Below are 19,956 nucleotides of genomic sequence, written 5' to 3' on the forward strand. Positions count from 1 at the left end.
TCGACCTCCCTGCCCTGTCTATTTGATGCTGTATTTGAATTCGCCATTCTTGCCGGCGCTGACCCTGATGCGCTCGACCGCCGCCCCTTCGGCCATGCGGGCGAGCACGGTTTCGGCAATCTCAGGCAACAGGGTTCCGTTGAGGATGTGATCGACGTTGCGGGCACCGGAGTCGACTTCGGTACACCGGCCAAGCACGGCATCGACCAGCTTGTCGTCCCAGACGAAGTCGGCCTTGTGGTTGGCCGCGATGCGGTCGCGGATGCGCGAGAGCTTGAGTTCGATGATGCTGACCAGCACCCCGTCGGAAATCGGGTAGTAGGGAACGACCTTCATGCGGCCGAGGAAGGCCGGTTTGAAGGATTTGAAGAGAACCGGCCGCAGGGCGTCGGCCAGTGCATCGGCTGCCGGCAGCTCGTCGGCCGCCTTGTTCAGGCAGGCTTGCATGATCTGGCTGGAGCCGACATTGCTGGTGAGGATGATGAGGGTGTTGCGGAAGTCGATTTCGCGCCCCTCGGCATCGTCGAGCACCCCCTTGTCGAAAACCTGGAAGAAGAGTTCGAGGACGTCAGGGTGTGCCTTCTCGACTTCGTCGAGGAGCACGACGCTGTAGGGGTTGCGCCGCACGGCTTCGGTGAGGACGCCGCCTTCACCGTAGCCGACATAGCCCGGCGGCGAGCCTTTGAGGCCGGAAACGCTGTGCGCTTCCTGATATTCGCTCATGTTGATGGTGACGAGCTTCCGCTCGCCGCCGTAGAGGATGTCGGCAAGCGCCAGCGCGGTTTCGGTCTTGCCGACGCCGGAGGGGCCGACGAACAGGAACACCCCCTTGGGCTTGTTCGGGTCTTCGAGGTTGGCGCGGGCTGTGCGCACTCGCTGGGCGACGGCTTCGAGGGCGTGGTCCTGGCCGATGACGCGCTCTTGCAGCAGCGGCTTGAGGTTCAATACGGTGGCGATTTCGTTCTTGACCATCTTGCCGAGCGGAATACCGGTCCACGCGGCGATGATTTCGGCCACGACATGGCCGTCGACCTGCAAGGGAACCATGGGCGACTCGCCCTGCAATTCGCGCAAGCGGGACAATGCCTTGTCGAGTTCGTCGTTGCCGGTCGTGGCGACCGGCTTTTTCGCGCCCTTTGCCTTGGGTTTGGCTTCGCTGGCGCCGCCCTCGCCGCTTTCCAGCTGGTTGCGCAGTTCGAGGATGCGATTGACCAGCGCCTTTTCGTCGTCGAAGCGCGCCTTGAAAATGGCCAGGTCGGATTCGATGGCGGCAACATGCTCCTTCAACTCCGCGATCCGCGTCTCATGCCATGCACCGCTTGCCGCTTCGCGCTCCAGCGCCGCCAGTTCGGCCTTTTCGCGCAGCAGGCGCTTGTCGGCCTCGTCAATCAGGGCCGGCGTGGCGCTTTGGCCGAGGGCGACTTTGGCGCAAGCGGTGTCGAGTACGCTGATTGCCTTGTCCGGCAGCTGACGGCCGCTGATATAGCGGTGTGACAGCCGCACCGCTTCGGTGACGGCTTCATCGAGCACGCGGATGCCGAAGTGCTTTTCCATCAACGGCACCATGCCGCGCAGCATGGCGGAAGCCAGGGTTTCGCTCGGCTCCTCGACCTTGACGACCTGGAAACGACGGGCCAGGGCGGCATCCTTCTCGAAATATTTCTTGTATTCGGCCCAGGTCGTGGCCGCCACGGTGCGCAATTCGCCACGCGCCAGCGCCGGCTTGAGCAGGTTGGCGGCATCGTTCTGGCCGGACTGTCCCCCTGCCCCGATCATGGTGTGTGCTTCGTCGATGAACAGAATGATGGGTTTCGGGCTTTTCTTGACCTCGTCGATGACGTTCTTGAGACGGTTCTCGAACTCGCCCTTGACGCTGGCGCCGGCCTGCAGCAGGCCCATGTCGAGGGTGTGCAGCTCAACGCCGAGCAGCGGCGGCGGGACATCCTCTTGGGCAATGCGCAGGGCCAGCCCCTCGACGACGGCGGTCTTGCCAACGCCCGCTTCGCCGGTGAGGATGGGATTGTTCTGGCGGCGACGCATCAGGATGTCGATGACCTGGCGGATCTCGCCATCGCGACCGATGACCGGATCGACCTTGCCATCGCGGGCGCGCTGCGTCAGGTTAGTGGTGAATTGGTCCAGCGCCGGCGTCTTGCCGCCCTGCGGGGAGGCAGCGAGCAACGGATCGTCGCCCTCCCCGCCTTCCTGCGCGGCGCCCAAACCGGCTACTTCCGCGGCTTCGGCGGAGCCTTCGGTGACCTTGTCGAAATTGTGCTTGAGCTCGTCGAGTCGTACCTTGGACAACAGCTTGGAACCACGGAAGGCAAGCTGCGACAGCTCCGGCTCGGTAAGCAGCGCGAGCAGCACGTGACCGGAACGGATGCGCGGCAGGCGTGCATCCAGCGAGGCGATCAGCCAGGCTTGTTCCAGCAGCTTGAGGATGTGGGTCGAAAACACCGGAGTCCGTGTATTGCCATTCTTGAAGCGGCTGATTTCCTGATCCAGCTCCCGTTCCAGACCGGTTGGGCTGATGCCGCTGCGTTTGGCGATGACCTGCAGGTCAGTACCTGGTTTTTCGAGGATCGCCAATAGCAGGTGCTCGAGATCGACCTCGTAGTTGCCCCGTGCCATGCACAGGCTGGCTGCCCGCTCGGCTGCCTGGCGGCAGGTGGTATTGAGTTTGCTGATCAGGGTCTTCAGGGAGGTGCTCATTGCGATGATGGGTCTATTGAATGAAATGGGTGAGATAAGTGGTGTCGGCACGGTCGTGCTTCTCGGGACGGCTCAACATGAAGCTGTCGTAGCCCAGGCGGCAACCGGTGCTACCACCCAGCGTCGCCGGCTTCACGTCGTCGGCGCGCAGGATCGGCCTGATTTCGTATTCAAACTGGCCGCCGGTCGCCAGCGAGAGAATTTTCTCGAGCGCAGCCGCCAGTTCGCCCTTGGGGAGAAAGCCCATGTAGCGGTCATGGCGCAGGGGGCCGATATGGATGCGGACACGCAGGTTGCGCTGCCAGACACGCTCGCCGACCAAGGCGTTGCCGCCCAGCGTGGCATTTTGGCTGCCCAGGCAAGTGCGCTGTTCGCCCGGTACGACGTACCAGTGGCCCACGAACTGTTCGATCCGCACGGATTCGCGGAAATACCCGCCGAGCACCCGTTTCAGGGCCTCGGCCGAAACCGGACGCTGGCGGAGCAAGCCGGTCAGCCAGGCAATCGACTCGTCGTTGATGGCGCCCGGGGCGCTGCCCAGGCGTTCTCGCAATGCGTCGAAACCCTGGCCACCGAGCGCTAGTACCAGCGGCAGAAAACGGTTCTGTCGATTGGTTTCGTACAGGATCGGCAGGCGGTATTTCTTCCAGGCACGATAAAAATGGCCGACCGCGCGGTTGGTGAACAGATCGAGAAAGGCGCGTCCGGATTCGTCTTTCTTGAATCGGGCTTGACTGATGACCTGCTCGGTGTAGTGGATCGGCAGGGTACCGTTGATCCCCAGCATTCCCATGAAACTGGGGGTTAGCTCGATCTGTTCGAGCTCGCCGGTGCTCAGGCCGTCATCGTCGAGGCGATAGCTTGGAATGACGGCATCGACCTGGCTGGGTGCAAAACCCAGGCGCAGCGAATTGCGGAAACGGATGCGTTCGTTCACGACATCGCTGCCCTGCCCGCGCACATGTCGAGCAAAGACGATTTCGTATAGACGAACCAGCTGGAAGAACTCGTAACGCTCCGGCTCCTGCAGGCTGTGGTCGACTAGAGGAGGATCGAGTCGCCGTTGCGGGGTGCGCATCGGATCAATTCCTCTCCGGTCCGCTGGGAGACGACCACCAGCTGGATAAAACTGTTCATGCCGACATAGAGTCCGAGGAAACGGTCGATGCAGCGGACGAAGACATCAAGGCCGCTACCGGCAAAGCTCGTTTCGTCGATGGTGAGCCTGACTTCCACGCCGCGCACGAAGCAGGCAAAGGGTTGCCCGGCCATCCACACCGTTTTTTCCGACTGGGTAATGGCCAGCACGCCTTCGATCTGGCGGCGACTGGCCGCGCTTCTCGGCAGGTCGTAGAGGGCCAGCATTTCCTGAAAAGCAGGCAGTCCACTCGCGGTGAGCGACAGGTGATTCAGTGAAAGGTGGGAAATGATGCGCCACTGGCCATCGCCCCGATGGTCGAAGCGACACGGCTGGCTTGGCTTGCGCAGCAGCTTGATCGAGCGGACGCTGGAGCCGCCTTCGAGAAACAGGTCACCGGATGGCAGGCCGACCGACATCAGGGTGGGCAGATCGCGATTGGTGCAGGTGAGTTGCAGGCTCAATACGTCCGTTTTGGGCTGTACCGGATCGAAATCGGCATCGACGATGGACAGCGAGGTCTCGTAGCCGGGGCTCGTTTCAGCCACCAGATGGTCGCGCTGGGCATACCAGTAGTAGCCGTTGCGTTCGGGCGTTTCGCCGTGTCGCAAGGAAAAGAAGGGGCGGAATTCGGTGATCGACTCGCCTTGCGGAGTCTGCCGCACGCGGCGGACCGAATCGATGGCATACACGTCGTAGGCAAATGCCCGCCGACTGTCGGCTACCACCGGATAGTTGGTCTGGCGGTTGCTGATCCGTATCGGATCGCCGCGCTGGGGAAAGAGGTTCACCACGGGCACACAACCCAGGCGCAGGTTGTGGGAAGTCAGCGTCTGCATCAGCCGCGAGGCATCGCTGTCGGCGCGGAGATCGCCCAGCGCCACATGCAGCCTGATTTTCCCCTCGTGATGAAGACTGGACGGGATTGCGACGATATGAATGTCGAAGAAATTGAATTTTTCCGGAAAACAGAAATATTCGGTCAGGTGGCGATAGGCACTATGTGCCGTGGCCGGCATCTCGATGAGCGCCTCATCCTCCTCGAAACCGACCTCGCCGATCAGATTCTCGCGGGCTACCCGCCAACGTTGGTCGGCTCCGGCGGCATAAACCTTCAGTCTGCGCAGGAACAATGCGTCGCGTAGTGCCGAGGCTACAGAGGGCTCGGCATCGATATAGACCCGCAATGTGTCGAGCTTGCCAATCCCGCCCTCCTGGCCGGCACCGCGCAATGTCAGCGAAAACGACAGCAAGGCATTGCAGCCCACCGGCAGGCGAACCTCAGTGGGTGAATGGGCGATCGGATCGAAGTGCAATTCCTCCAGCGAGACCGGCGCCAGTTGGAGATTCCAAGCTGTCCGGAATTTGCAGACTGCCCCCTTGATCGGCCGGGAATGGAGCTCGGTACCGCGAGGAATGGTGGTAATCGACGTCAATTCCCCGCCGCCATGCTCGACGTGGGCGATCGAACAACTGGGGAAAGGACGCAGGTAGTGCGGGTAGAGGACATTGAGCAAGGCCTCTGTGAACTGCGGGTAGCTGTCTTCGAGCTTCTTGGAAACGCGCGCCGTCAGCAAGGCAAAAGACTGGATCATCCGCTCGACATGCGGATCGTCGCAGCCCTCCCCGGAAAGCAGCAACTGGGCGGCCAGCTTGGGATAGCGCTCGGCAAACTGCCGGGAGTGCTGGCGCAGGTAGGCCAGTTCTCGTTCGTAGTAGGGCAGCAGATCTTCCATCAGGTTCCTGGGCGCCGCTGGCGGCTGACCGAATATTGCAGGCTGGTTGGGGTCAACAGGGCATCAAAACTGACGGGTTCCTGCGCCGGGCGGACGACAAGAACTGCGTTGATCGAGAAATAGAGGGCGTTTACCGTTTTGCGTTGCAATTCCAGGTCGACGCGAACATCGCGTAACCGGGGTTCGTGTGCGGCGATGGCCGATTCGATGGAGGCGCAGATTTGCCGCCGATGATGAACATTGGCCAGGCTCAGCGCGGCAAAATCCGCCAGGCCGAAGCTGGCAACTGACCGACTGACCAGCGGCAGCGACTCGGCGGCTTCCTCGTCGAGCGCCATGCGGGTGTTGAGCAGTGCTTCGAGGTCACGGGCAACCGAATCCTTGAGTTGCTCAAGCGACAATCGACGCCGCACAGCCCCTACCGGCTGGTCGTCGAATAATTTGTCGAAAAGGGAAGGTTCGAAGCCCTTGTTCATGAAAAACGGCGGAACACCGGTTCCGCCGCGTTCTCCACGCAGGTGGTATCAGGTGAGATTCGGCGTGTTGTTAGCCAGGTTCCATGCGCCCTGGATATTGACCTTGGTTCCCTTCTTGCCGTCGACCCCCAGTTCATCGTAGGTCCACTTCACTGCGGAATATTTCAGCGCGAAGGTTTCCTTGGGAATCCCCTCCTCGACCACCGACGGGGAAACCGAGGAGACAATGGCGTTCTTCAGTTCGATTTTCAGGTACTGATGGCGGTTCTGCGAAGAGGACGGGCCGCCGGCATTGTTCTGGCCGCCCAGGGCACGATAGAAGTAAATGATGACATCGTTGACCACCAGGCCGGAGGAGCAGGCCTGGTACAGCTTGGGGCTGGAGGCATCGATGTCCTTGGTAAAGATCATTTCGCCATGCTCGACGCGTTCAGCGGTGTGCCCGCCCGCAGACGACGCGGTAGCCGACTTCGGCTGGCGCATGGTGTGCGCCCAGCTGTAAACCTCGACGGTGTCATTGTGCTTGGCATCGCGGGAATCGCCTTTGATGTCGCTGCTTTTGAACTCGACGTAAATATCCTTCATCTTCTGTGTTCTCCTGAACGGTTATGGGAAACGATTAGCCCTTGCTGGATTGCGGTAATTCGGCCACCAGACGGAGGGAGACGGACAGTTCGTCCAACTGGAAATGCGGACGGATGAACGATACGGCCCGATAGACACCGGGGCGGCCCGGTACTTCACTGACTTCCACCGAGGCTTCACGCAACGGGAATTGCGCCTTGGTTTCCTGCGAGGCCGAATCGTCGGCGGTCACATACTGGTCGATCCAGCGCTGCAGATAATTCTGGACATTGGAAGCCGAGGCGAAGCTGCCGATCTTGTCGCGCATCATCGCTTTCATGTAGTGGGCGATGCGCGACACAGCGAACATGTACTGCAACTGGGCCGATAGCGATGCATTGGCATTGGCCGAATCGGTGTCGTACTTCCTGGCCTTTTGCGCCGACTGGGCACCAAAGAAAGCGGCGTAATCAGTGTTCTTGCAGTGCACCAGCGGAATGAAGCCGAGATCGCTCAATTCCTTTTCGCGGCGGTCGGTAATGGCAACCTCGGTCGGGCACTTGAGCGCCACCTCACCGTCGTCGGTGCGGAAGGTATGCGTCGGCAAGTCTTCGACCAGGCCACCGCCCTCGACGCCGCGAATGGCGGCGCACCATCCGTAATTCTCGAATGCAGCCGTGAGTCGGGCGGCAAAGGCGAAGGCAGCGTTACACCAGAGGTACTTGTCGTGATCGGTGCCGTCCACGTCCTCGACAAAATTGAAACCTTCGGTAACTTCACCGTCGATCGGGTTGTACGGCAGGCGGCCAAGGAAACGAGGCAGCGCCAGACCGACGTAGCGCGAGTCCTCGGATTCGCGGAAGGACTTCCACTTGGCGTACTCGACGGTGTCGAACACCTTGCCCATGTCGCGCGGCCTGCCCAGCTCGGTGTAGCTGTCGAGACCGAACAGCTGCGGTGCGGCCGAGGCAATGAAGGGAGCGTGCGCCGCGGCAGCGATATGCGACATCTGATCGATGAAATACATGTCTTCCGGCTGGCGGGAGATTTCATATTGGCCGATCAGCGTTCCGAACGGTGCGCCGCCGAAGGTGCCGAATTCCTCTTCATAGACCTTTTTGAACAGGGCGCTCTGGTCAAAGTCGATGGCTGTCTTGAAATCCTTGACCAGATCGCGCTTGGCGGCATTGAACAGCTTGATTTTGAGCTGCTGGCCGGTCGAAGTCTGCTTGCAAAGATAATGCAGGCCCGTCCAGGCACTCTCGAGCGCCTGGAACTCGGGCGCATGCATGACCTCGCTGAGTTGCTCCGAGATCAGGCGATCCAGTTCGGCTACCCGGGCATCGAGCGATGCGGCCAGGTTTTCCGAAACCACCACTTCGCCGTCAAGAACCTGGCTGACCAGTTCGCTGATGATGTCGCGGGCACGGTTCTTTTCCTGATCGGACTGGGCGACGCGGCTTTCTTCGATGATCCTGTCGAGCAGGCCGGACTCCTGAACGCCGGTGGCGCTACCCGTAATGGCGGCTTGCAGGCTCACTGGAGTTCTCCTTCGCTTTTCTTGCCACCCAGGCTTTGCAACTGTTCGGTACTGTTCAGCACGTCGTTGAGCAGGTCTTCGAGCTTTTCGTTGCCGGCCAGCTTGTTGCGCAGGTCGGCCAGCTTGGCGCGAGCCTCCTGGAGTTTGCGCAACGGCTCCACTTGTTGAACCACGGACTCGGGACGGAAATCCTCGAATTTTCTGAATTCGATATCCACACCCAGTTCGCCACCCTCGGGCGTCAGGCGATTCTTGACGCGGTAGGCCGCACGTGGCGCCATGCCTGCGATGACGTCATCGAAGTTGTCCATGTCCACATTGACGAACTTGCGATCGCGAACCTTGCCTTGATCCTGTTTCGACTGCGCCGTGAAATCGCCCAGTACGCCAACGACGAACGGAAGCTCCTTGACCTCGATGGCATCACCGATTTCGACGTCATACGTCAATTGAACGCGCGGCGGACGAACCTTCTGCAAGCGCTTTTGAACACTTTCCTTTTTTGCCACTTGAACCTCCAGAACAAATACTGAAATCGACGCGCAGTTGTCTATGCAATCAAAAATGCGTGTTTTGTATTGATACGATGACTACTTCAGGGCACCGAACGGATTGCCGGACGATGCTGGTTGTTTCGCTGCAGGCGGCTGTGCCGATGCAGGTTGCCCGCCAACCGGCGCAGGCTTGGGGCGGGCGACCGGTGCCGTTGGCTTTTTCTTCTTGTCTTCCAGTGGAACAAGAATGTCTTCACCCAGCGTTTCGCGCATGACCTTTGCCAAACCGAGCGCATCGGAGCGGGCATCGCCCTTCAGCTCGACATCGCCGCGCAGATCGGCCAGCGATTGCGCCGCTACGCGCAGACCGCCAACGGCGCGAATGCTCTTGGCGGTGCGATCCGCGCTATCGCGCTGTAGAGCTTCTTCGGCGGCCACGATGGCTTGCGCATAGTTTTCACCATCAAAATGAATTCTGGCCATGCGCACCCAGGGATCCTTCCGTCCGGGATTTTTCTTTGCTAAATCCTCAAGTACCTTGACTGCCTCTTCCCGGTTTCCCTTTTCAAGCAATGTGTCTGCTGTCGCACTCGACTGAGCCATTGCCGTGGAGAACTCTTCCTGAGACATGGTGGTGTTCTTCGATGCACATCCGGAAAGAGCAATTGCCGCAGCAATCAAGATGACGGGAGTTGATTTCCTGAGCACGTGCATTCCTGTCCTCGCTATGCTAAATCGCATAATTGATGCCATATGGTTTGCCTGTTGAAAGACGAAATAGTACATTAATGCCTTTGGTATGTTCAACCCAAATGCATTTTTTGTTTGTCGGGAAAGTCCGTTTGATCTCGTTTGCAGGCTGTACCAATCTCATCAAAGCAGTCGGCAGGTTTGCGCGCATGGGCGGGCGGCTGGCCGTTTCGCTTCTCGTTGTGGCTGCGATGAACGGATGCGCCCAGATGTCGGCTGTTCAGCTTGCCGGATCGGCAGTTGGCATGGTTCTCGAGGCGACTGGCGTGATCAAGAAGGATGGTGATCCGAGCAAGATAAGCCGGGATATGAGCGTTCGCATATATACCGGGGATCAGTTGAATCTCTCAAGTTCCGGCAAGCCGCTGTCGCTCGTTGCCAAGATCTATGTGCTGCGGGCAAACGAAAAGTTCAAAGGTATGACCTATCCACAGATCACCTCGGGTGAACAAGAAAAAGAGGCACTTGGCGAAGAATTGATTTCGGTTAGGGAGATTGTGTTGTTGCCTGGAAAGTCTTATGACATAACACTCAAGGTTCCCGGCGATGCGACCGCGATCGGTGTTGCCGGTATGTTCCGAACGCCTTATCAGGCCCGCTGGAAACTGGCTTTTGACAACAAGCTATCTTTTGACAACGGAATCACCATCGGCGCTCATGCTTGCGCGTTCAGCGCCAGCAAGGGGGCGCTGATAGCCGACATCAGCCCGGAAACCGTGCGCTCGCTGGTCGGTGTGCAATGCAATGCGTAAGCAGGTAACAGAATGAACAATACAAAGATGCTTTGGGGGGAAGGATTGTTCCTGCGCCCTCAACACTTCCAGGGGCAGGATGCTTATGCCGAGGGCCTTGTCAGGACTTCACTGCTTGCCGCAAATCCATACGCATGGGGATTTCGGGAACTCGACCTCGATATCGAGTCGCTCAAGAACGGGATTCTGCGGTTCAAGCGGATTTCCGCTATTTTTCCCAATGGGGATTTTTTTTCCGCACCGGACGTCGACCAGCTTCCACCGTCGCTTGCCTTGAGTGACGCCATTGGCGATGACGGGGTCGGCGATTTCTTTCTGGCGCTTCATCACATCAACGCTCATGGCGGTAACTGTGCGGAAAATGCATCCGCTTCAGGGCAGGCTCGCTACCTCATTGTTCCCCGCGCTACCACCGATCTATTTACCGATGCAGCGGAAGCTGATGTCTCCACTCTCAGCCAGATCGCTTACCTGAAAACCGGGAGCGAAAACCGGGATCACTTCCTGACACTGCCGATTGCCCGGATTCGTCGGACTTCAAGTAATGGCTTCGAGCCGGATCCTGCTTTCATGCCGCCGTCGGTCAGTCTGCGCAGCGCACCGCCGCTGTTCATGATGCTGCGCCGGCAAATTGATGCCCTGCTGGCCAAGGTCGAAGCACTCTATGGTTTTCATCGGGAACCGACCAAGAACGTGATCGAATTCCGCTCGGGCGATATCGCTTCATTCTGGTTGCTACATACGGCCAGCAGTGCCTGCGCAACCTTGACCCATTTGTTTCGCCAGCCCGATACCTCTCCTGAGCGGCTGTTTCAGGAATTGCTTCGCCTTGCCGGTGGCTTGATGACTTTCTCCAAAGGCTACTCGCTCAACGACTTGCCTGCTTACGACCATCTGCAGCCGGGTCCGTGTTTCTCACGTATCGACCAGATTCTTCGCGAACTGCTCGATACGGTCATATCGACGCGCTACTTCGCGATCACCCTGACCCAGCCCAAACCCGCGTTCTATTCCGGCCATCTGGATTCCGACAAGATCGACAGCGAAACCGCGTTCTACCTCTCGGTCACGGCGGCTCACCCGCAATCGGAAATCATCGAGTCGATTCCCTTGCGCATCAAGCTGGGGGCGCCTGATGACGTCGAAAAACTCGTTCTTTCGGCCATGTCCGGGGTTCGTCTGACCCATGCCCAGCAAGTGCCAGGCGCCATTCCGGTACGTCCCGGCGCCATCTACTTCGCGCTGGATGCCCACGGCCCGCTCTACGAGCGCATGCTCAAGGCCCAGTCCGTCATGATTTATGCCCCGGAAAGCTACCGGGATCTCGCCATTGAACTGATTGCCGTCACGCCATGACCACAGCCCCCAGCCTGTTTTCCGTTGCCCCCAGCCTGCGTACCGAGGAGCCGGCAGCCGACCGCCCGGCAAAAAGCCTTGTCGATCTGCTCTACGACGGCTTCCACATGCTCATCCTGTTGAACCATCGGAGTGTACCCAAGGACCCCGACGAATTCTGCGGAAACATCCAGAAATTTCTCGAGCAATTTGAGCGTGCCGCCCGGAAGAACAATTTTTCGGCGACTGACATCTTCGACGCCAAATACGCCTTCTGCGCAGCGATCGATGAAGCGGTGCTGTCGTCGCAGATGAATATTCGCGACACCTGGGAGCGCCGGCCGCTGCAGCTGTTGCTGTTCGGTGACCAATTGGCCGGCGAACATTTCTTCGACAAACTCGAAGCAGCGCGCAACGAAGGAGCCAATCGCATCAACGCGCTCGAAGTGTTTCATATGTGCCTGCTGATCGGCTTCAAGGGGCGTTACCTGCTCGAAGGCCCGGAAAAGCTCAAATACCTGACTCAGCAGTTGGGCGAGCAAATTGCCCACATCAAGGGCAAAGCCGCCACGTTTTCACCCCACTGGGCCGCTCCGGACAGCATTGCCAATGCCATCAAGCGCGACATTCCGATCTGGGTGATTGTCTCCGTGCTCGCCCTTTTCGGCCTGATCGCCTACGTTGGACTGGACTGGCATGCCGGTCGCACAGTGCAGCAGACCCTGTCGCCCTTCAAGAACGTCGTCCAGTTGGCGCCGCGCGCTCCGACGCTGACCATCACCCTGCCCTGATCCCTTCGCCATGCTTGAATCCCTGCTTGACACGCTGTTCAATCAGAACGCCCGCCTGCTGGAGCTCAAGACGCCGCTACCGGAAGCAGCGCTGATCGTCGAGCGTTTTACCGGTCGCGAAGCGCTATCCGAGTCTTTCCGCTTCGAGATTGACTGTGTATCGAGTCATGCCCATGTCGACCTCCAACTGCTGCTCGGCGAAGAGCTTACCCTGCGCCTGCTGCAGGCCGATGGCGGCAAGCGATCCTGGCATGGGTACATCACCCAGGTCATGCAGCTTGGCTCCGATGGCGGCTTTGCCCGTTACCGGCTGATCATGGAGCCCTTCCTCGCCTTTCTCGGCCAGCGCCGCGACTGTTATCTATTTCAAGACAAAACGGTCATCGACATTGTCGGCCAAATTCTTGCCGACTACCCGGAGGCCGATTGGGCCAACCTGGTTACCCAGCCCTTGCGCACCTACAGCATCGCGACGCAATACAGGGAAACCGACGATCACTTCATCCGTCGTCTTCTCGCTGAAGAAGGGCTGTCGTTTCGCTTTGAACACGACCAGTCTGCGGTTGCCGGGAACGACCATCCACACGCCCGGCACAAGCTGGTCATTTTCGACCGCGAAGCCAAGCTGCCGGCTGGCGCCCAGCCGGTCATCCGCTTTCATCGCAACGATGCCACCGAAGCGGCCGATACCGTGCAAATCTGGCAGGAAACCCGCCTTGTCGCGCCCAATGCGGTGACGCTGGCCGGTTGGGACTACAAGACCCTGGTCGCCACGGGCGCCCAATCCACGACTGTTGCCGACAACGGCGAACTGCCGCGTCTGGAAATCCACGATGCGTCCCGCCCCTACCGATTCGAGGACGGTGCAGCCGCCAGCCTGCGTACTGATCTGGCCCTGGCCGCTATCGAGTCCGGCTATCGCCGTTGCGTGGGTGAAAGCACCATCCGTCATCTGGCCGAGGGAACACGGGTCACGTTGAGTCAGCACGACGGATACGCCGGTGACGACGCCCGCTTCACGATACGCGCCGTCGACCATGCCGGCGCCAATAACCTGGGAGCCCAAGCGGCCGAATTGCTCGGCCATGCGGATGTTGAAGCAGGCACCTACCGCAACCTGTTCACCGCCCAGCCGGCAGCGCTGCCGGTGGTTGCCTCCCTGTTCTCACCATCCCTGCCCCGGCCTGTCGCCCGGCCGCAGGTGGCCCATGTGGTGGGCCTCCCCAACCAGGTGGTCACCACCGAGCGGGATCATCGCATCAAGATCCAGTTCCCCTGGCAACGCCCCGAAGGAAGTCCCCTTGGGGGACGCGGTGCCACGCCGCATGCGGGCGGGCTGACCGAAACCGGCCCGGCCGGACGAAACGCCGGCAAGACAGGCAACGCGCCGGGCAACGATCAATCCGGTACCTGGGTCCGGGTTGCCGAATGGCTGTCCGGCGCCAACTGGGGTAGTCACTTCCTGCCCCGTATTGGCACCGAGGTGCTGATCGACTTTCTCGATGGCGATATCGACCGCCCCATCGTCGTCGGACAAAGCTACAACGGGGCCGATCTCCCCCCCTTTTCTGCCGGCCATGAGGCCGGTGCCAACCATCCCGGCGTGATCTCCGGCTGGATGAGCCACAATCACGAAGCCGGCTTCAACCAATGGATCACCGACGATGCCCCGGGACAGTTACGGTCCCGGCTCGCCACTTCCGAGAACGCCGGGCAACTGGGCCTGGGGCATCTGGTTCATCAAGCCCCCGAATCGGCCACCCGCGGTGCCTGGCGGGGCAGCGGTTTCGAACTGAGAACCGACGGCTGGCTGGCGGTGCGGGCCGGCGAAGGCATGCTGATCTCGGCCACCGCCCGCCCCAACGGGCAAAGTACCCAGATGGATGTGGCGGAGACGACCAGCCAGTTGAAAGCTGCCGCTGAAACGGCCAAGGCCCTGTCCGATGCGGCCAGGCAACAAACGGCTCTCCCTTTGAAAGCCAATGCCGACCAAACGGCATTCATCAAAGCCATCGATCCGCAACAGGACGGCCAATACCAGAGCCGTGTCGGCGGCCAGGAAGCCCGCAAGGCCATTCCGGGCAGCCGCGACCTCGGCGACCCGACCGAACGCTTTGCCAAGCCTTTCATCGTTAACGAAGCCCCTGCCGACATCGGACTCTCGTCCCCGACCAGTAGCCTGCTCTTCGCCGGCGGCCACCTGCATGCCACGGTGCAGCAAGATCTGCATGTTGCCAGTGCTCACACGATCTCCAGCGCCGTGGGCGAAGGAGCAAGCTGGTTCAGCCATTCAGGCGGGATCAGGAGCATTGCCCAGGCCGGCAGCCACACTGTCCAGGCGCATACCGACCAGCTGGAGATTCTTGCCGACCAGTCGCTGACCGTGACCAGTTCCAACGACGAAATTCATCTGCTGGCCAAGGAGAAGATCGTCCTCCAGGCCGGGCAATCGTCCGTCACCCTCGAAGGCAGCAACATCACCTTTGCCTGCCCTGGAAAGTTCTCGGTCAAGGGGAGCGGGATTGCTTTCCTTGAGGCCGGGAAGAGTCCGGCGGCATTGGACTCACTGCCGGATTCGCGGGTCAAAATGTACGATGAGCAGGCTCGTGCCATCAATTCGCTGACAGGAGAAGTTATCCCGGATTTGCCCTACAAGATTGAGACGGGCGATGGTGATGTGTTCTATGGTCTCACCGACTCCGAAGGGAAAACCATGCGTATAGCGACGATAAATCCAGAACAGATCAAGGTGTATTGGGGATATTTGCCGCCGGAAAGGTCGTTGCATGGATAAGTCAAAGCCGTTTCAGCCATTGACCAATGATCGTCGTGGCAGCGTTGTCGATGACAAGCTAACGCCGTCGTCAGAAATGCATATTCTTGTAGGAGGGCCTTATACTCTGGATGGAACAGAGCATCGATATGGTCATACGGCAATTCGGGTCAAGATAAAGGGCTCAGACACTACCTACGACTTTGGCAGGTATGGGCGGGTTACTGGTGACTTTGGTGCTGAGGGTGAGGGTATTCTGCGTGTCTGGTCAAATTTCTCACCGTACATTGCGGGTGAGAATGCCACTGGTAGGCGAACTACCGGCTTTGTTTTTTTGATTTTTGATCACCAGGCTTCGGCAATCAACAGTTACTACAAGTCCATCATTGATAGTGCCACTCCTCGCCCAGAGGCGGAGAGGGGGCGTAACGGTATCAAGATTTATCATCTTGCAACGAACTATCACGCCCTTGGCTACAACTGTACGACTCTCAGCTTGGATGGGGCTAAAAAGGCCATTCCGAATTTTGAAGAGGGTAGTTCATCATTTATTAAACCGGAGGCTGTTATGACCTTCAGCGAACGCTTGGCAATGAAAACAGTGGGCGGAGGGATTCCCACAAGGATATTTTTACCAGCAAATCTCGAAACGTTTCTTTTGACAAAGCCACCTCAAAAACCTGCGCGCATCGATACCTATGGCGGTACAAAATAAGGCTTTCAATTATGGGAGATAGACGTTTTTTCAATTATGTGGTCATGGCTGCCCTTGCTTTCTGTTCCGGCGCATTTCTGACCTACCAAATCATAAAGGAGCAATCCATGCCTCTCGTTCACAAACTTCAAACTCCACTGCTATTCAATGGCGCGGGTGCTCCAGAGCATCAATACATATTACCTGCAGGAACCAGTCTTTATTTCGACCAAGCGTTTCCAGAGGGGTTTGTGCGGTACAAGGTTTATTTCAATGTCGAAGGGGTTCGTCTTGACTCTCAAGAGGCAACAGATAAATTTTGGCTCGACCCGCTAACAGCTTTTCCTCCAGATCAAGGTGAGTTAAAAAAGCTATTGGCGGGATACCCACTTGGAAAAAGTGAACTCGCTGCAATTTTGAAATCTAGCTTTCTAACAAAAGATGAGATTCGAGAGCTTCTGTTGGAGTACAGCAAATAGCCCTCAGCACGACGGATACGCCGGTGACGACGCCCGCTTCACGATACTCGCCGTCGACCATACCGGATCCAATAACCTGAGAGCCCAAGCGGCCGAGTTGCTCGGCCAGCGCCCCAAACCCGTCATCGGCAAACACGGCAAAGCCTGGGTCTGCCTCCACGAATGCCCCAATGGCGAAGCCCCCGGCATCATTCCCGATATCAAGGCCTGGGCCAAGGCCAACAACTGGTCCATTCCCAAACCGCCCAAAAGGCAACCGATGTTTCCTGACCGCGAGTTCAAGCGCGGCGAATTTGTCGATTGATATCGCAACCTGGAATACTGTTTTCTCGGACTTGCGATGCTGTCTTGTGTCCCTTATATGTCCAGATGAAAAAAAAGCCCCGGAATATTCCGGGGCTTTTTTGTTAATAGAAGGGTGCAGCCAACAGTATTCCCGATTGCTTCACGATACTTCGTCAATCCAGGCCTGTTGAATTGCTTCGAGAATTTTTTCCCCGCAATGCTTGGGATCGTCGTTGAAGCCGGGCAAGGCCATTACCCAATCGCGAAGATCGACAAAATTGACCTTCAGCGGATCTTTGTCGGGATGGGCTTCGCTCAGTTCAATGGCGATGTCGTTGATGTCGGTCCATTTCATTTGCGATGCCCCTCCTTCGCCATGTTGATGCTGTATTTCGGGATTTCGACCGTCAGTGGTGTCTTGCCGACGATGGCTTGGCAGCCAAGGCGCGAGTTGGGTTCCAGTCCCCATGCCTTGTCCAGGAGATCCTCCTCGACTTCCTCAGCCTGCTCCAGGGAGTTGAAGCCTTCGCGTACGATCACGTGGCAGGTGGTGCAGGCGCAGGACATTTCGCAGGCGTGGTCGAGTTCGATGTCGTTGTGCAGCAGATTTTCACAGATGGATTTGCCCTCCTCCGCTTCGATGACCGCGCCATCCGGGCACAGTTCGACGTGGGGCAACACGATGAGTTGGGTCATGCCTTTTCTCCCTCTTCTCCAACCTCAATGTCGTCAACATTGCGTCCGGAGAGTACCTTCTTGATGCTTTGATCCATGCGGCGATGGGCAAAGGTTTGTGTTTCGTAGCCGAGATCGTCCATGGCGATGTTGATCAGGCGGCGATTATCGCCAGCCATGGTTTCTGCGAGCTTGGCAATCGTGGCCTTGATCTTGGCAATCTCGGCCTCGTTGAGCAAATGGGCATCTTCGGCCAAAGCCGCTTCGGTCGCCTCGATCATGCGCTGGGCTTCGACCTGCGCTTCCTTCAGGGCGCGTGCCACGGCATCGTCCTTGGCATGTGCCATCGAATCCTTGAGCATGCCGGCGATTTCATCGTCCGATAGGCCATAGGATGGCTTGACCGTGATGCTCGACTCGACCCCCGTCGTTTGTTCGCGCGCGGTCACCGATAAAAGACCATCGGCATCGACCTGGAAGGTGACACGGATACGTGCCGCCCCGGCTACCATCGGGGGGATGCCGCGCAGTTCGAAACGGGCCAGGGATCGGCAATCGGAAACCATTTCCCGTTCACCTTGCACGACATGAATGGCCATCGCCGTCTGGCCATCCTTGAAGGTGGTGAATTCCTGAGCGCGAGCGGTCGGGATGGTCGAGTTGCGCGGAATGACTTTTTCGGTCAAGCCACCCATGGTTTCCAGGCCGAGCGACAGCGGAATGACATCCAGCAGCAGCCAGTCGTCCTTACCCGTCTTGTTGCCGGCGAGCAAATTGGCTTGCGTGGCCGCACCGAGCGCAACGACCCTGTCCGGGTCGAGATTGGTCAGCGGCTCCTGGCGGAAGAAGTCGCCGATTGCCTTCTGGATTTGCGGCATGCGCGTGGCGCCGCCGACCATGACGACACCCTTGATGTCTTCGGCTCTAAGGCCCGCATCGCGCAATGCCTTCTTGACCGGCTGGAGGGTCTTGGAAATCAGGGTTTGCGTAATATTGGCAAAGGTCGCCACGTCGAGCTTGACGTCGATCATTTCGCCGCTGGCAACGCGCAGCGAGATCGGTGCTTCCGGATTGTTGGTCAGGAATTCCTTGGCCTCGCGGCAGCGCATCATCAGGCGGCGCGAATCTTCCGGCGACAATGGCTGTGGCTTGGACTGCTCGATGACCCAGCAATAGATGCGATGGTCGAAATCGTCACCTCCGAGGGCGGAATCGCCACCGGTGGACATGACTTCGAATACGCCTTTGGTCAGCTTGAGGATGGAGATATCGAAGGTGCCACCACCCAGGTCGTAAACCGCGTAGACACCTTCCGCGGCGTTATCCAGACCGTAGGCAATCGCCGCCGCCGTTGGTTCGTTGAGCAGGCGCAAGACATTGAGCCCAGCCAGTCGAGCCGCATCCTTTGTGGCCTGGCGTTGTGCGTCGTCGAAGTAGGCCGGGACCGTGATGACGGCCCCGACGAGGTCACCGCCCAGCCCTGCTTCGGCGCGCGCCTTAAGGACTTTCAGTATCTCCGCCGAGGTTTCCACCGGACTTTTGATACCGGCATGGGTCTTGACCCTGACCATGCCCGGCGCTTCGATGAAATCGTAAGGCATCGACTCGATATGGGCGATGTCCTTGGTGCCTCGCCCCATGAAACGCTTCACCGAAACGATCGTGTTTTTGGGATCGACGGCTTGATTCTTCTGCGCGTCGTAGCCGACCTCCGTGCTGCCGTCGGCATGATAGCGAACCACCGATGGCAGCAAGGGGCGCCCCTGATCGTCGTTCAGGCAAACGGCGATGCCGCTGCGCACGGTGGCAACCAGGGAGTTGGTGGTGCCAAGGTCGATCCCGATGGCAAGCTTGTGCTCGTGCGGAGCCGCCGATTCGCCGGGTTCGGCGATTTGAAACAAAGCCATTGTTTATTCTTCCAGCGACGCCAATGCGTCGTCGATTTCGTACAAAAGTTTTTCCAGGAACATCAGCCGGCGGACACGATCCGTTGCCAGAGCAAAATCTCCAGCATCATCCAGCAACTGCCCGAGTTCTTCGTAACGCGATTTGATATCGCTGCGCAGGCGGTTATGCAGGCGTTCCAGTTCGTGATGGTCGCCGCCGCTACGCGCTTCCATCACGGCTTCGCGCCACTCCATCTGCTCCATCAGGAAGTCAGCCGGCATGGCCGTGTTGTTTTCGGCCTGAATTTCGTGCCCGGCCAGGTGAAGCATGTACTTGGCTCTTTCCAGCGGCTTTTTCAGTGCCTGGTAGGCTTCGTTGGCATGCGTTGCCCACTGCATGGACAGGCGCCTTTCGGCTTCGCCGGCATGGGCAAACCGGTCCGGATGAACCTGGGCCTGGATATCGCGATAGCGCGAATCCAGATCCGACAGATCAAGCCTGAATACAGGCTTGATTCCAAACAGGACGAAGTAATCCGCCTTGAAATCCATCAGACGTTGAACGATTCGCCGCAGCCGCACTGATCCTTGACGTTGGGGTTATTGAATTTGAACCCTTCGTTCAGGCCTTCGCGGGCGTAGTCCAGTTCCATTCCGTCGAGGTAAGGCAGGCTCTTGGCGTCGACAATCACCTTGACGCCTGCGCTTTCGAAGACCAGATCGTCTTCGTTCACCTCGTCGACAAACTCCAGCTTGTACGCCATGCCGGAACAGCCGCTGGTACGCACACCGAGGCGCAAGCCGATACCCTTGCCCCGCTTGGTCAGGAAGTTGGCGACGTGTTTTGCCGCCTTGTCGCTCAAGGTGACGCCCATG

At 58.8% G+C, this 19,956-nt stretch carries 20 protein-coding genes; 7 read left to right on the forward strand and 13 right to left on the reverse strand.

Annotated features, from left to right (window positions below; all coding sequences use genetic code 11):
- Nucleotides 1-18: 18 nt before the first annotated feature.
- From tssH to F1002_RS10045, 8 genes are all read right to left on the reverse strand, one after another.
- Nucleotides 19-2,712, reverse strand: coding sequence for a type VI secretion system ATPase TssH (gene tssH, locus F1002_RS10010; protein ID WP_150428891.1), 2,694 nt, complete (start codon nt 2,710-2,712; stop codon nt 19-21).
- Between the two features lie 13 nt (nt 2,713-2,725).
- Nucleotides 2,726-3,790, reverse strand: coding sequence for a type VI secretion system baseplate subunit TssG (gene tssG, locus F1002_RS10015; protein ID WP_150428892.1), 1,065 nt, complete (start codon nt 3,788-3,790; stop codon nt 2,726-2,728).
- Nucleotides 3,754-5,586, reverse strand: a complete 1,833-nt coding sequence (gene tssF, locus F1002_RS10020; RefSeq protein WP_150428893.1) for a type VI secretion system baseplate subunit TssF — start codon at nt 5,584-5,586, stop codon at nt 3,754-3,756. The genes tssG and tssF overlap by 37 nt, the downstream gene beginning before the upstream one ends.
- A complete protein-coding gene (gene tssE, locus F1002_RS10025; RefSeq protein ID WP_150428894.1) occupies nt 5,586-6,062 on the reverse strand; it encodes a type VI secretion system baseplate subunit TssE in 477 nt (158 codons plus the stop codon). The genes tssF and tssE overlap by 1 nt, the downstream gene beginning before the upstream one ends.
- A 48-nt stretch (nt 6,063-6,110) precedes the next feature.
- Entirely contained in the window at nt 6,111-6,647 is a 537-nt protein-coding gene (locus F1002_RS10030) for a type VI secretion system tube protein Hcp (RefSeq protein WP_150428895.1), read from the reverse strand.
- 34 nt (nt 6,648-6,681) lie between these two features.
- Nucleotides 6,682-8,166 (reverse strand): type VI secretion system contractile sheath large subunit, encoded by a 1,485-nt coding sequence (tssC, locus tag F1002_RS10035; protein WP_150428896.1) that lies wholly within the window; start codon nt 8,164-8,166, stop codon nt 6,682-6,684.
- Nucleotides 8,163-8,675, reverse strand: a complete 513-nt coding sequence (gene tssB, locus F1002_RS10040) for a type VI secretion system contractile sheath small subunit (RefSeq protein WP_150428897.1) — start codon at nt 8,673-8,675, stop codon at nt 8,163-8,165. The genes tssC and tssB overlap by 4 nt, the downstream gene beginning before the upstream one ends.
- Nucleotides 8,676-8,756: 81 nt before the next feature.
- Nucleotides 8,757-9,446, reverse strand: coding sequence for a tetratricopeptide repeat protein (locus tag F1002_RS10045; protein ID WP_223879533.1), 690 nt, complete (start codon nt 9,444-9,446; stop codon nt 8,757-8,759).
- 26 nt (nt 9,447-9,472) lie between these two features.
- Between F1002_RS10045 and tssJ the strand changes: the two genes are divergently transcribed.
- From tssJ to F1002_RS10080, 7 genes are read left to right on the forward strand one after another with little or no spacing between them, the layout of a single operon-like run.
- Nucleotides 9,473-10,162, forward strand: coding sequence for a type VI secretion system lipoprotein TssJ (gene tssJ / locus F1002_RS10050; protein ID WP_191090362.1), 690 nt, complete (start codon nt 9,473-9,475; stop codon nt 10,160-10,162).
- 12 nt (nt 10,163-10,174) lie between these two features.
- Nucleotides 10,175-11,518 carry a type VI secretion system baseplate subunit TssK gene (gene tssK, locus F1002_RS10055; RefSeq protein ID WP_150428899.1) on the forward strand — a complete coding sequence of 448 codons (1,344 nt, stop codon included), beginning with the start codon at nt 10,175-10,177 and terminating at the stop codon, nt 11,516-11,518.
- Nucleotides 11,515-12,288 (forward strand): type IVB secretion system protein IcmH/DotU, encoded by a 774-nt coding sequence (gene icmH, locus F1002_RS10060; protein ID WP_150428900.1) that lies wholly within the window; start codon nt 11,515-11,517, stop codon nt 12,286-12,288. Before tssK ends, icmH begins: the two co-directional genes overlap by 4 nt.
- A 10-nt stretch (nt 12,289-12,298) precedes the next feature.
- Nucleotides 12,299-15,082, forward strand: a complete 2,784-nt coding sequence (locus F1002_RS10065) for a type VI secretion system Vgr family protein (protein ID WP_150428901.1) — start codon at nt 12,299-12,301, stop codon at nt 15,080-15,082.
- Entirely contained in the window at nt 15,075-15,776 is a 702-nt protein-coding gene (locus F1002_RS10070; protein ID WP_150428902.1) for a hypothetical protein, read from the forward strand. Before F1002_RS10065 ends, F1002_RS10070 begins: the two co-directional genes overlap by 8 nt.
- A gap of 11 nt (nt 15,777-15,787) precedes the next feature.
- On the forward strand, nt 15,788-16,234 hold the full coding sequence (locus F1002_RS10075; RefSeq protein ID WP_223879534.1) for a hypothetical protein: 447 nt from the start codon (nt 15,788-15,790) through the stop codon (nt 16,232-16,234).
- Nucleotides 16,197-16,538, forward strand: a complete 342-nt coding sequence (locus F1002_RS10080; protein WP_150428903.1) for a hypothetical protein — start codon at nt 16,197-16,199, stop codon at nt 16,536-16,538. The genes F1002_RS10075 and F1002_RS10080 overlap by 38 nt, the downstream gene beginning before the upstream one ends.
- 141 nt (nt 16,539-16,679) lie before the next feature.
- Here the strand turns inward: F1002_RS10080 and iscX are convergent, their stop codons facing one another.
- The 5 genes from iscX to iscA are packed head-to-tail and all read right to left on the reverse strand — an operon-like array spanning nt 16,680 to nt 19,955.
- On the reverse strand, nt 16,680-16,874 hold the full coding sequence (gene iscX, locus F1002_RS10085; RefSeq protein ID WP_150428904.1) for a Fe-S cluster assembly protein IscX: 195 nt from the start codon (nt 16,872-16,874) through the stop codon (nt 16,680-16,682).
- Nucleotides 16,871-17,215 (reverse strand): ISC system 2Fe-2S type ferredoxin, encoded by a 345-nt coding sequence (gene fdx, locus F1002_RS10090; protein WP_150428905.1) that lies wholly within the window; start codon nt 17,213-17,215, stop codon nt 16,871-16,873. The genes iscX and fdx overlap by 4 nt, the downstream gene beginning before the upstream one ends.
- Nucleotides 17,212-19,101, reverse strand: coding sequence for a Fe-S protein assembly chaperone HscA (gene hscA, locus F1002_RS10095; RefSeq protein ID WP_150428906.1), 1,890 nt, complete (start codon nt 19,099-19,101; stop codon nt 17,212-17,214). The genes fdx and hscA overlap by 4 nt, the downstream gene beginning before the upstream one ends.
- A gap of 3 nt (nt 19,102-19,104) precedes the next feature.
- Nucleotides 19,105-19,632, reverse strand: a complete 528-nt coding sequence (hscB, locus tag F1002_RS10100; protein ID WP_150428907.1) for a Fe-S protein assembly co-chaperone HscB — start codon at nt 19,630-19,632, stop codon at nt 19,105-19,107.
- The gene (gene iscA, locus F1002_RS10105; RefSeq protein ID WP_150428908.1) at nt 19,632-19,955 is read right to left on the reverse strand and encodes an iron-sulfur cluster assembly protein IscA; all 324 of its coding nucleotides are present in this window, start codon (nt 19,953-19,955) and stop codon (nt 19,632-19,634) included. The genes hscB and iscA overlap by 1 nt, the downstream gene beginning before the upstream one ends.
- Nucleotide 19,956: the final 1 nt, after the last annotated feature.

The organism is Dechloromonas sp. CZR5 (genome assembly GCF_008711155.1).
Classification (GTDB): domain Bacteria; phylum Pseudomonadota; class Gammaproteobacteria; order Burkholderiales; family Rhodocyclaceae; genus Azonexus.

Excerpts from the sequence above, each read along its gene's own strand:
- tssH (WP_150428891.1), bottom strand. The coding sequence starts at position 2,712 with ATGAGCACCTCCCTGAAGACCCTGATCAGCAAACTCAATACCACCTGC.
- tssG (WP_150428892.1), bottom strand. The coding sequence starts at position 3,790 with ATGCGCACCCCGCAACGGCGACTCGATCCTCCTCTAGTCGACCACAGC.
- tssF (WP_150428893.1), bottom strand. The coding sequence starts at position 5,586 with ATGGAAGATCTGCTGCCCTACTACGAACGAGAACTGGCCTACCTGCGC.
- tssE (WP_150428894.1), bottom strand. The coding sequence starts at position 6,062 with ATGAACAAGGGCTTCGAACCTTCCCTTTTCGACAAATTATTCGACGAC.
- F1002_RS10030 (WP_150428895.1), bottom strand. The coding sequence starts at position 6,647 with ATGAAGGATATTTACGTCGAGTTCAAAAGCAGCGACATCAAAGGCGAT.
- F1002_RS10045 (WP_223879533.1), bottom strand. The coding sequence starts at position 9,446 with ATGTACTATTTCGTCTTTCAACAGGCAAACCATATGGCATCAATTATG.
- tssJ (WP_191090362.1), top strand. The coding sequence starts at position 9,473 with ATGCATTTTTTGTTTGTCGGGAAAGTCCGTTTGATCTCGTTTGCAGGC.
- tssK (WP_150428899.1), top strand. The coding sequence starts at position 10,175 with ATGAACAATACAAAGATGCTTTGGGGGGAAGGATTGTTCCTGCGCCCT.
- icmH (WP_150428900.1), top strand. The coding sequence starts at position 11,515 with ATGACCACAGCCCCCAGCCTGTTTTCCGTTGCCCCCAGCCTGCGTACC.
- F1002_RS10065 (WP_150428901.1), top strand. The coding sequence starts at position 12,299 with ATGCTTGAATCCCTGCTTGACACGCTGTTCAATCAGAACGCCCGCCTG.
- F1002_RS10070 (WP_150428902.1), top strand. The coding sequence starts at position 15,075 with ATGGATAAGTCAAAGCCGTTTCAGCCATTGACCAATGATCGTCGTGGC.
- F1002_RS10075 (WP_223879534.1), top strand. The coding sequence starts at position 15,788 with ATGGGAGATAGACGTTTTTTCAATTATGTGGTCATGGCTGCCCTTGCT.
- F1002_RS10080 (WP_150428903.1), top strand. The coding sequence starts at position 16,197 with ATGAGATTCGAGAGCTTCTGTTGGAGTACAGCAAATAGCCCTCAGCAC.
- iscX (WP_150428904.1), bottom strand. The coding sequence starts at position 16,874 with ATGAAATGGACCGACATCAACGACATCGCCATTGAACTGAGCGAAGCC.
- fdx (WP_150428905.1), bottom strand. The coding sequence starts at position 17,215 with ATGACCCAACTCATCGTGTTGCCCCACGTCGAACTGTGCCCGGATGGC.
- hscA (WP_150428906.1), bottom strand. The coding sequence starts at position 19,101 with ATGGCTTTGTTTCAAATCGCCGAACCCGGCGAATCGGCGGCTCCGCAC.
- hscB (WP_150428907.1), bottom strand. The coding sequence starts at position 19,632 with ATGGATTTCAAGGCGGATTACTTCGTCCTGTTTGGAATCAAGCCTGTA.
- iscA (WP_150428908.1), bottom strand. The coding sequence starts at position 19,955 with ATGGGCGTCACCTTGAGCGACAAGGCGGCAAAACACGTCGCCAACTTC.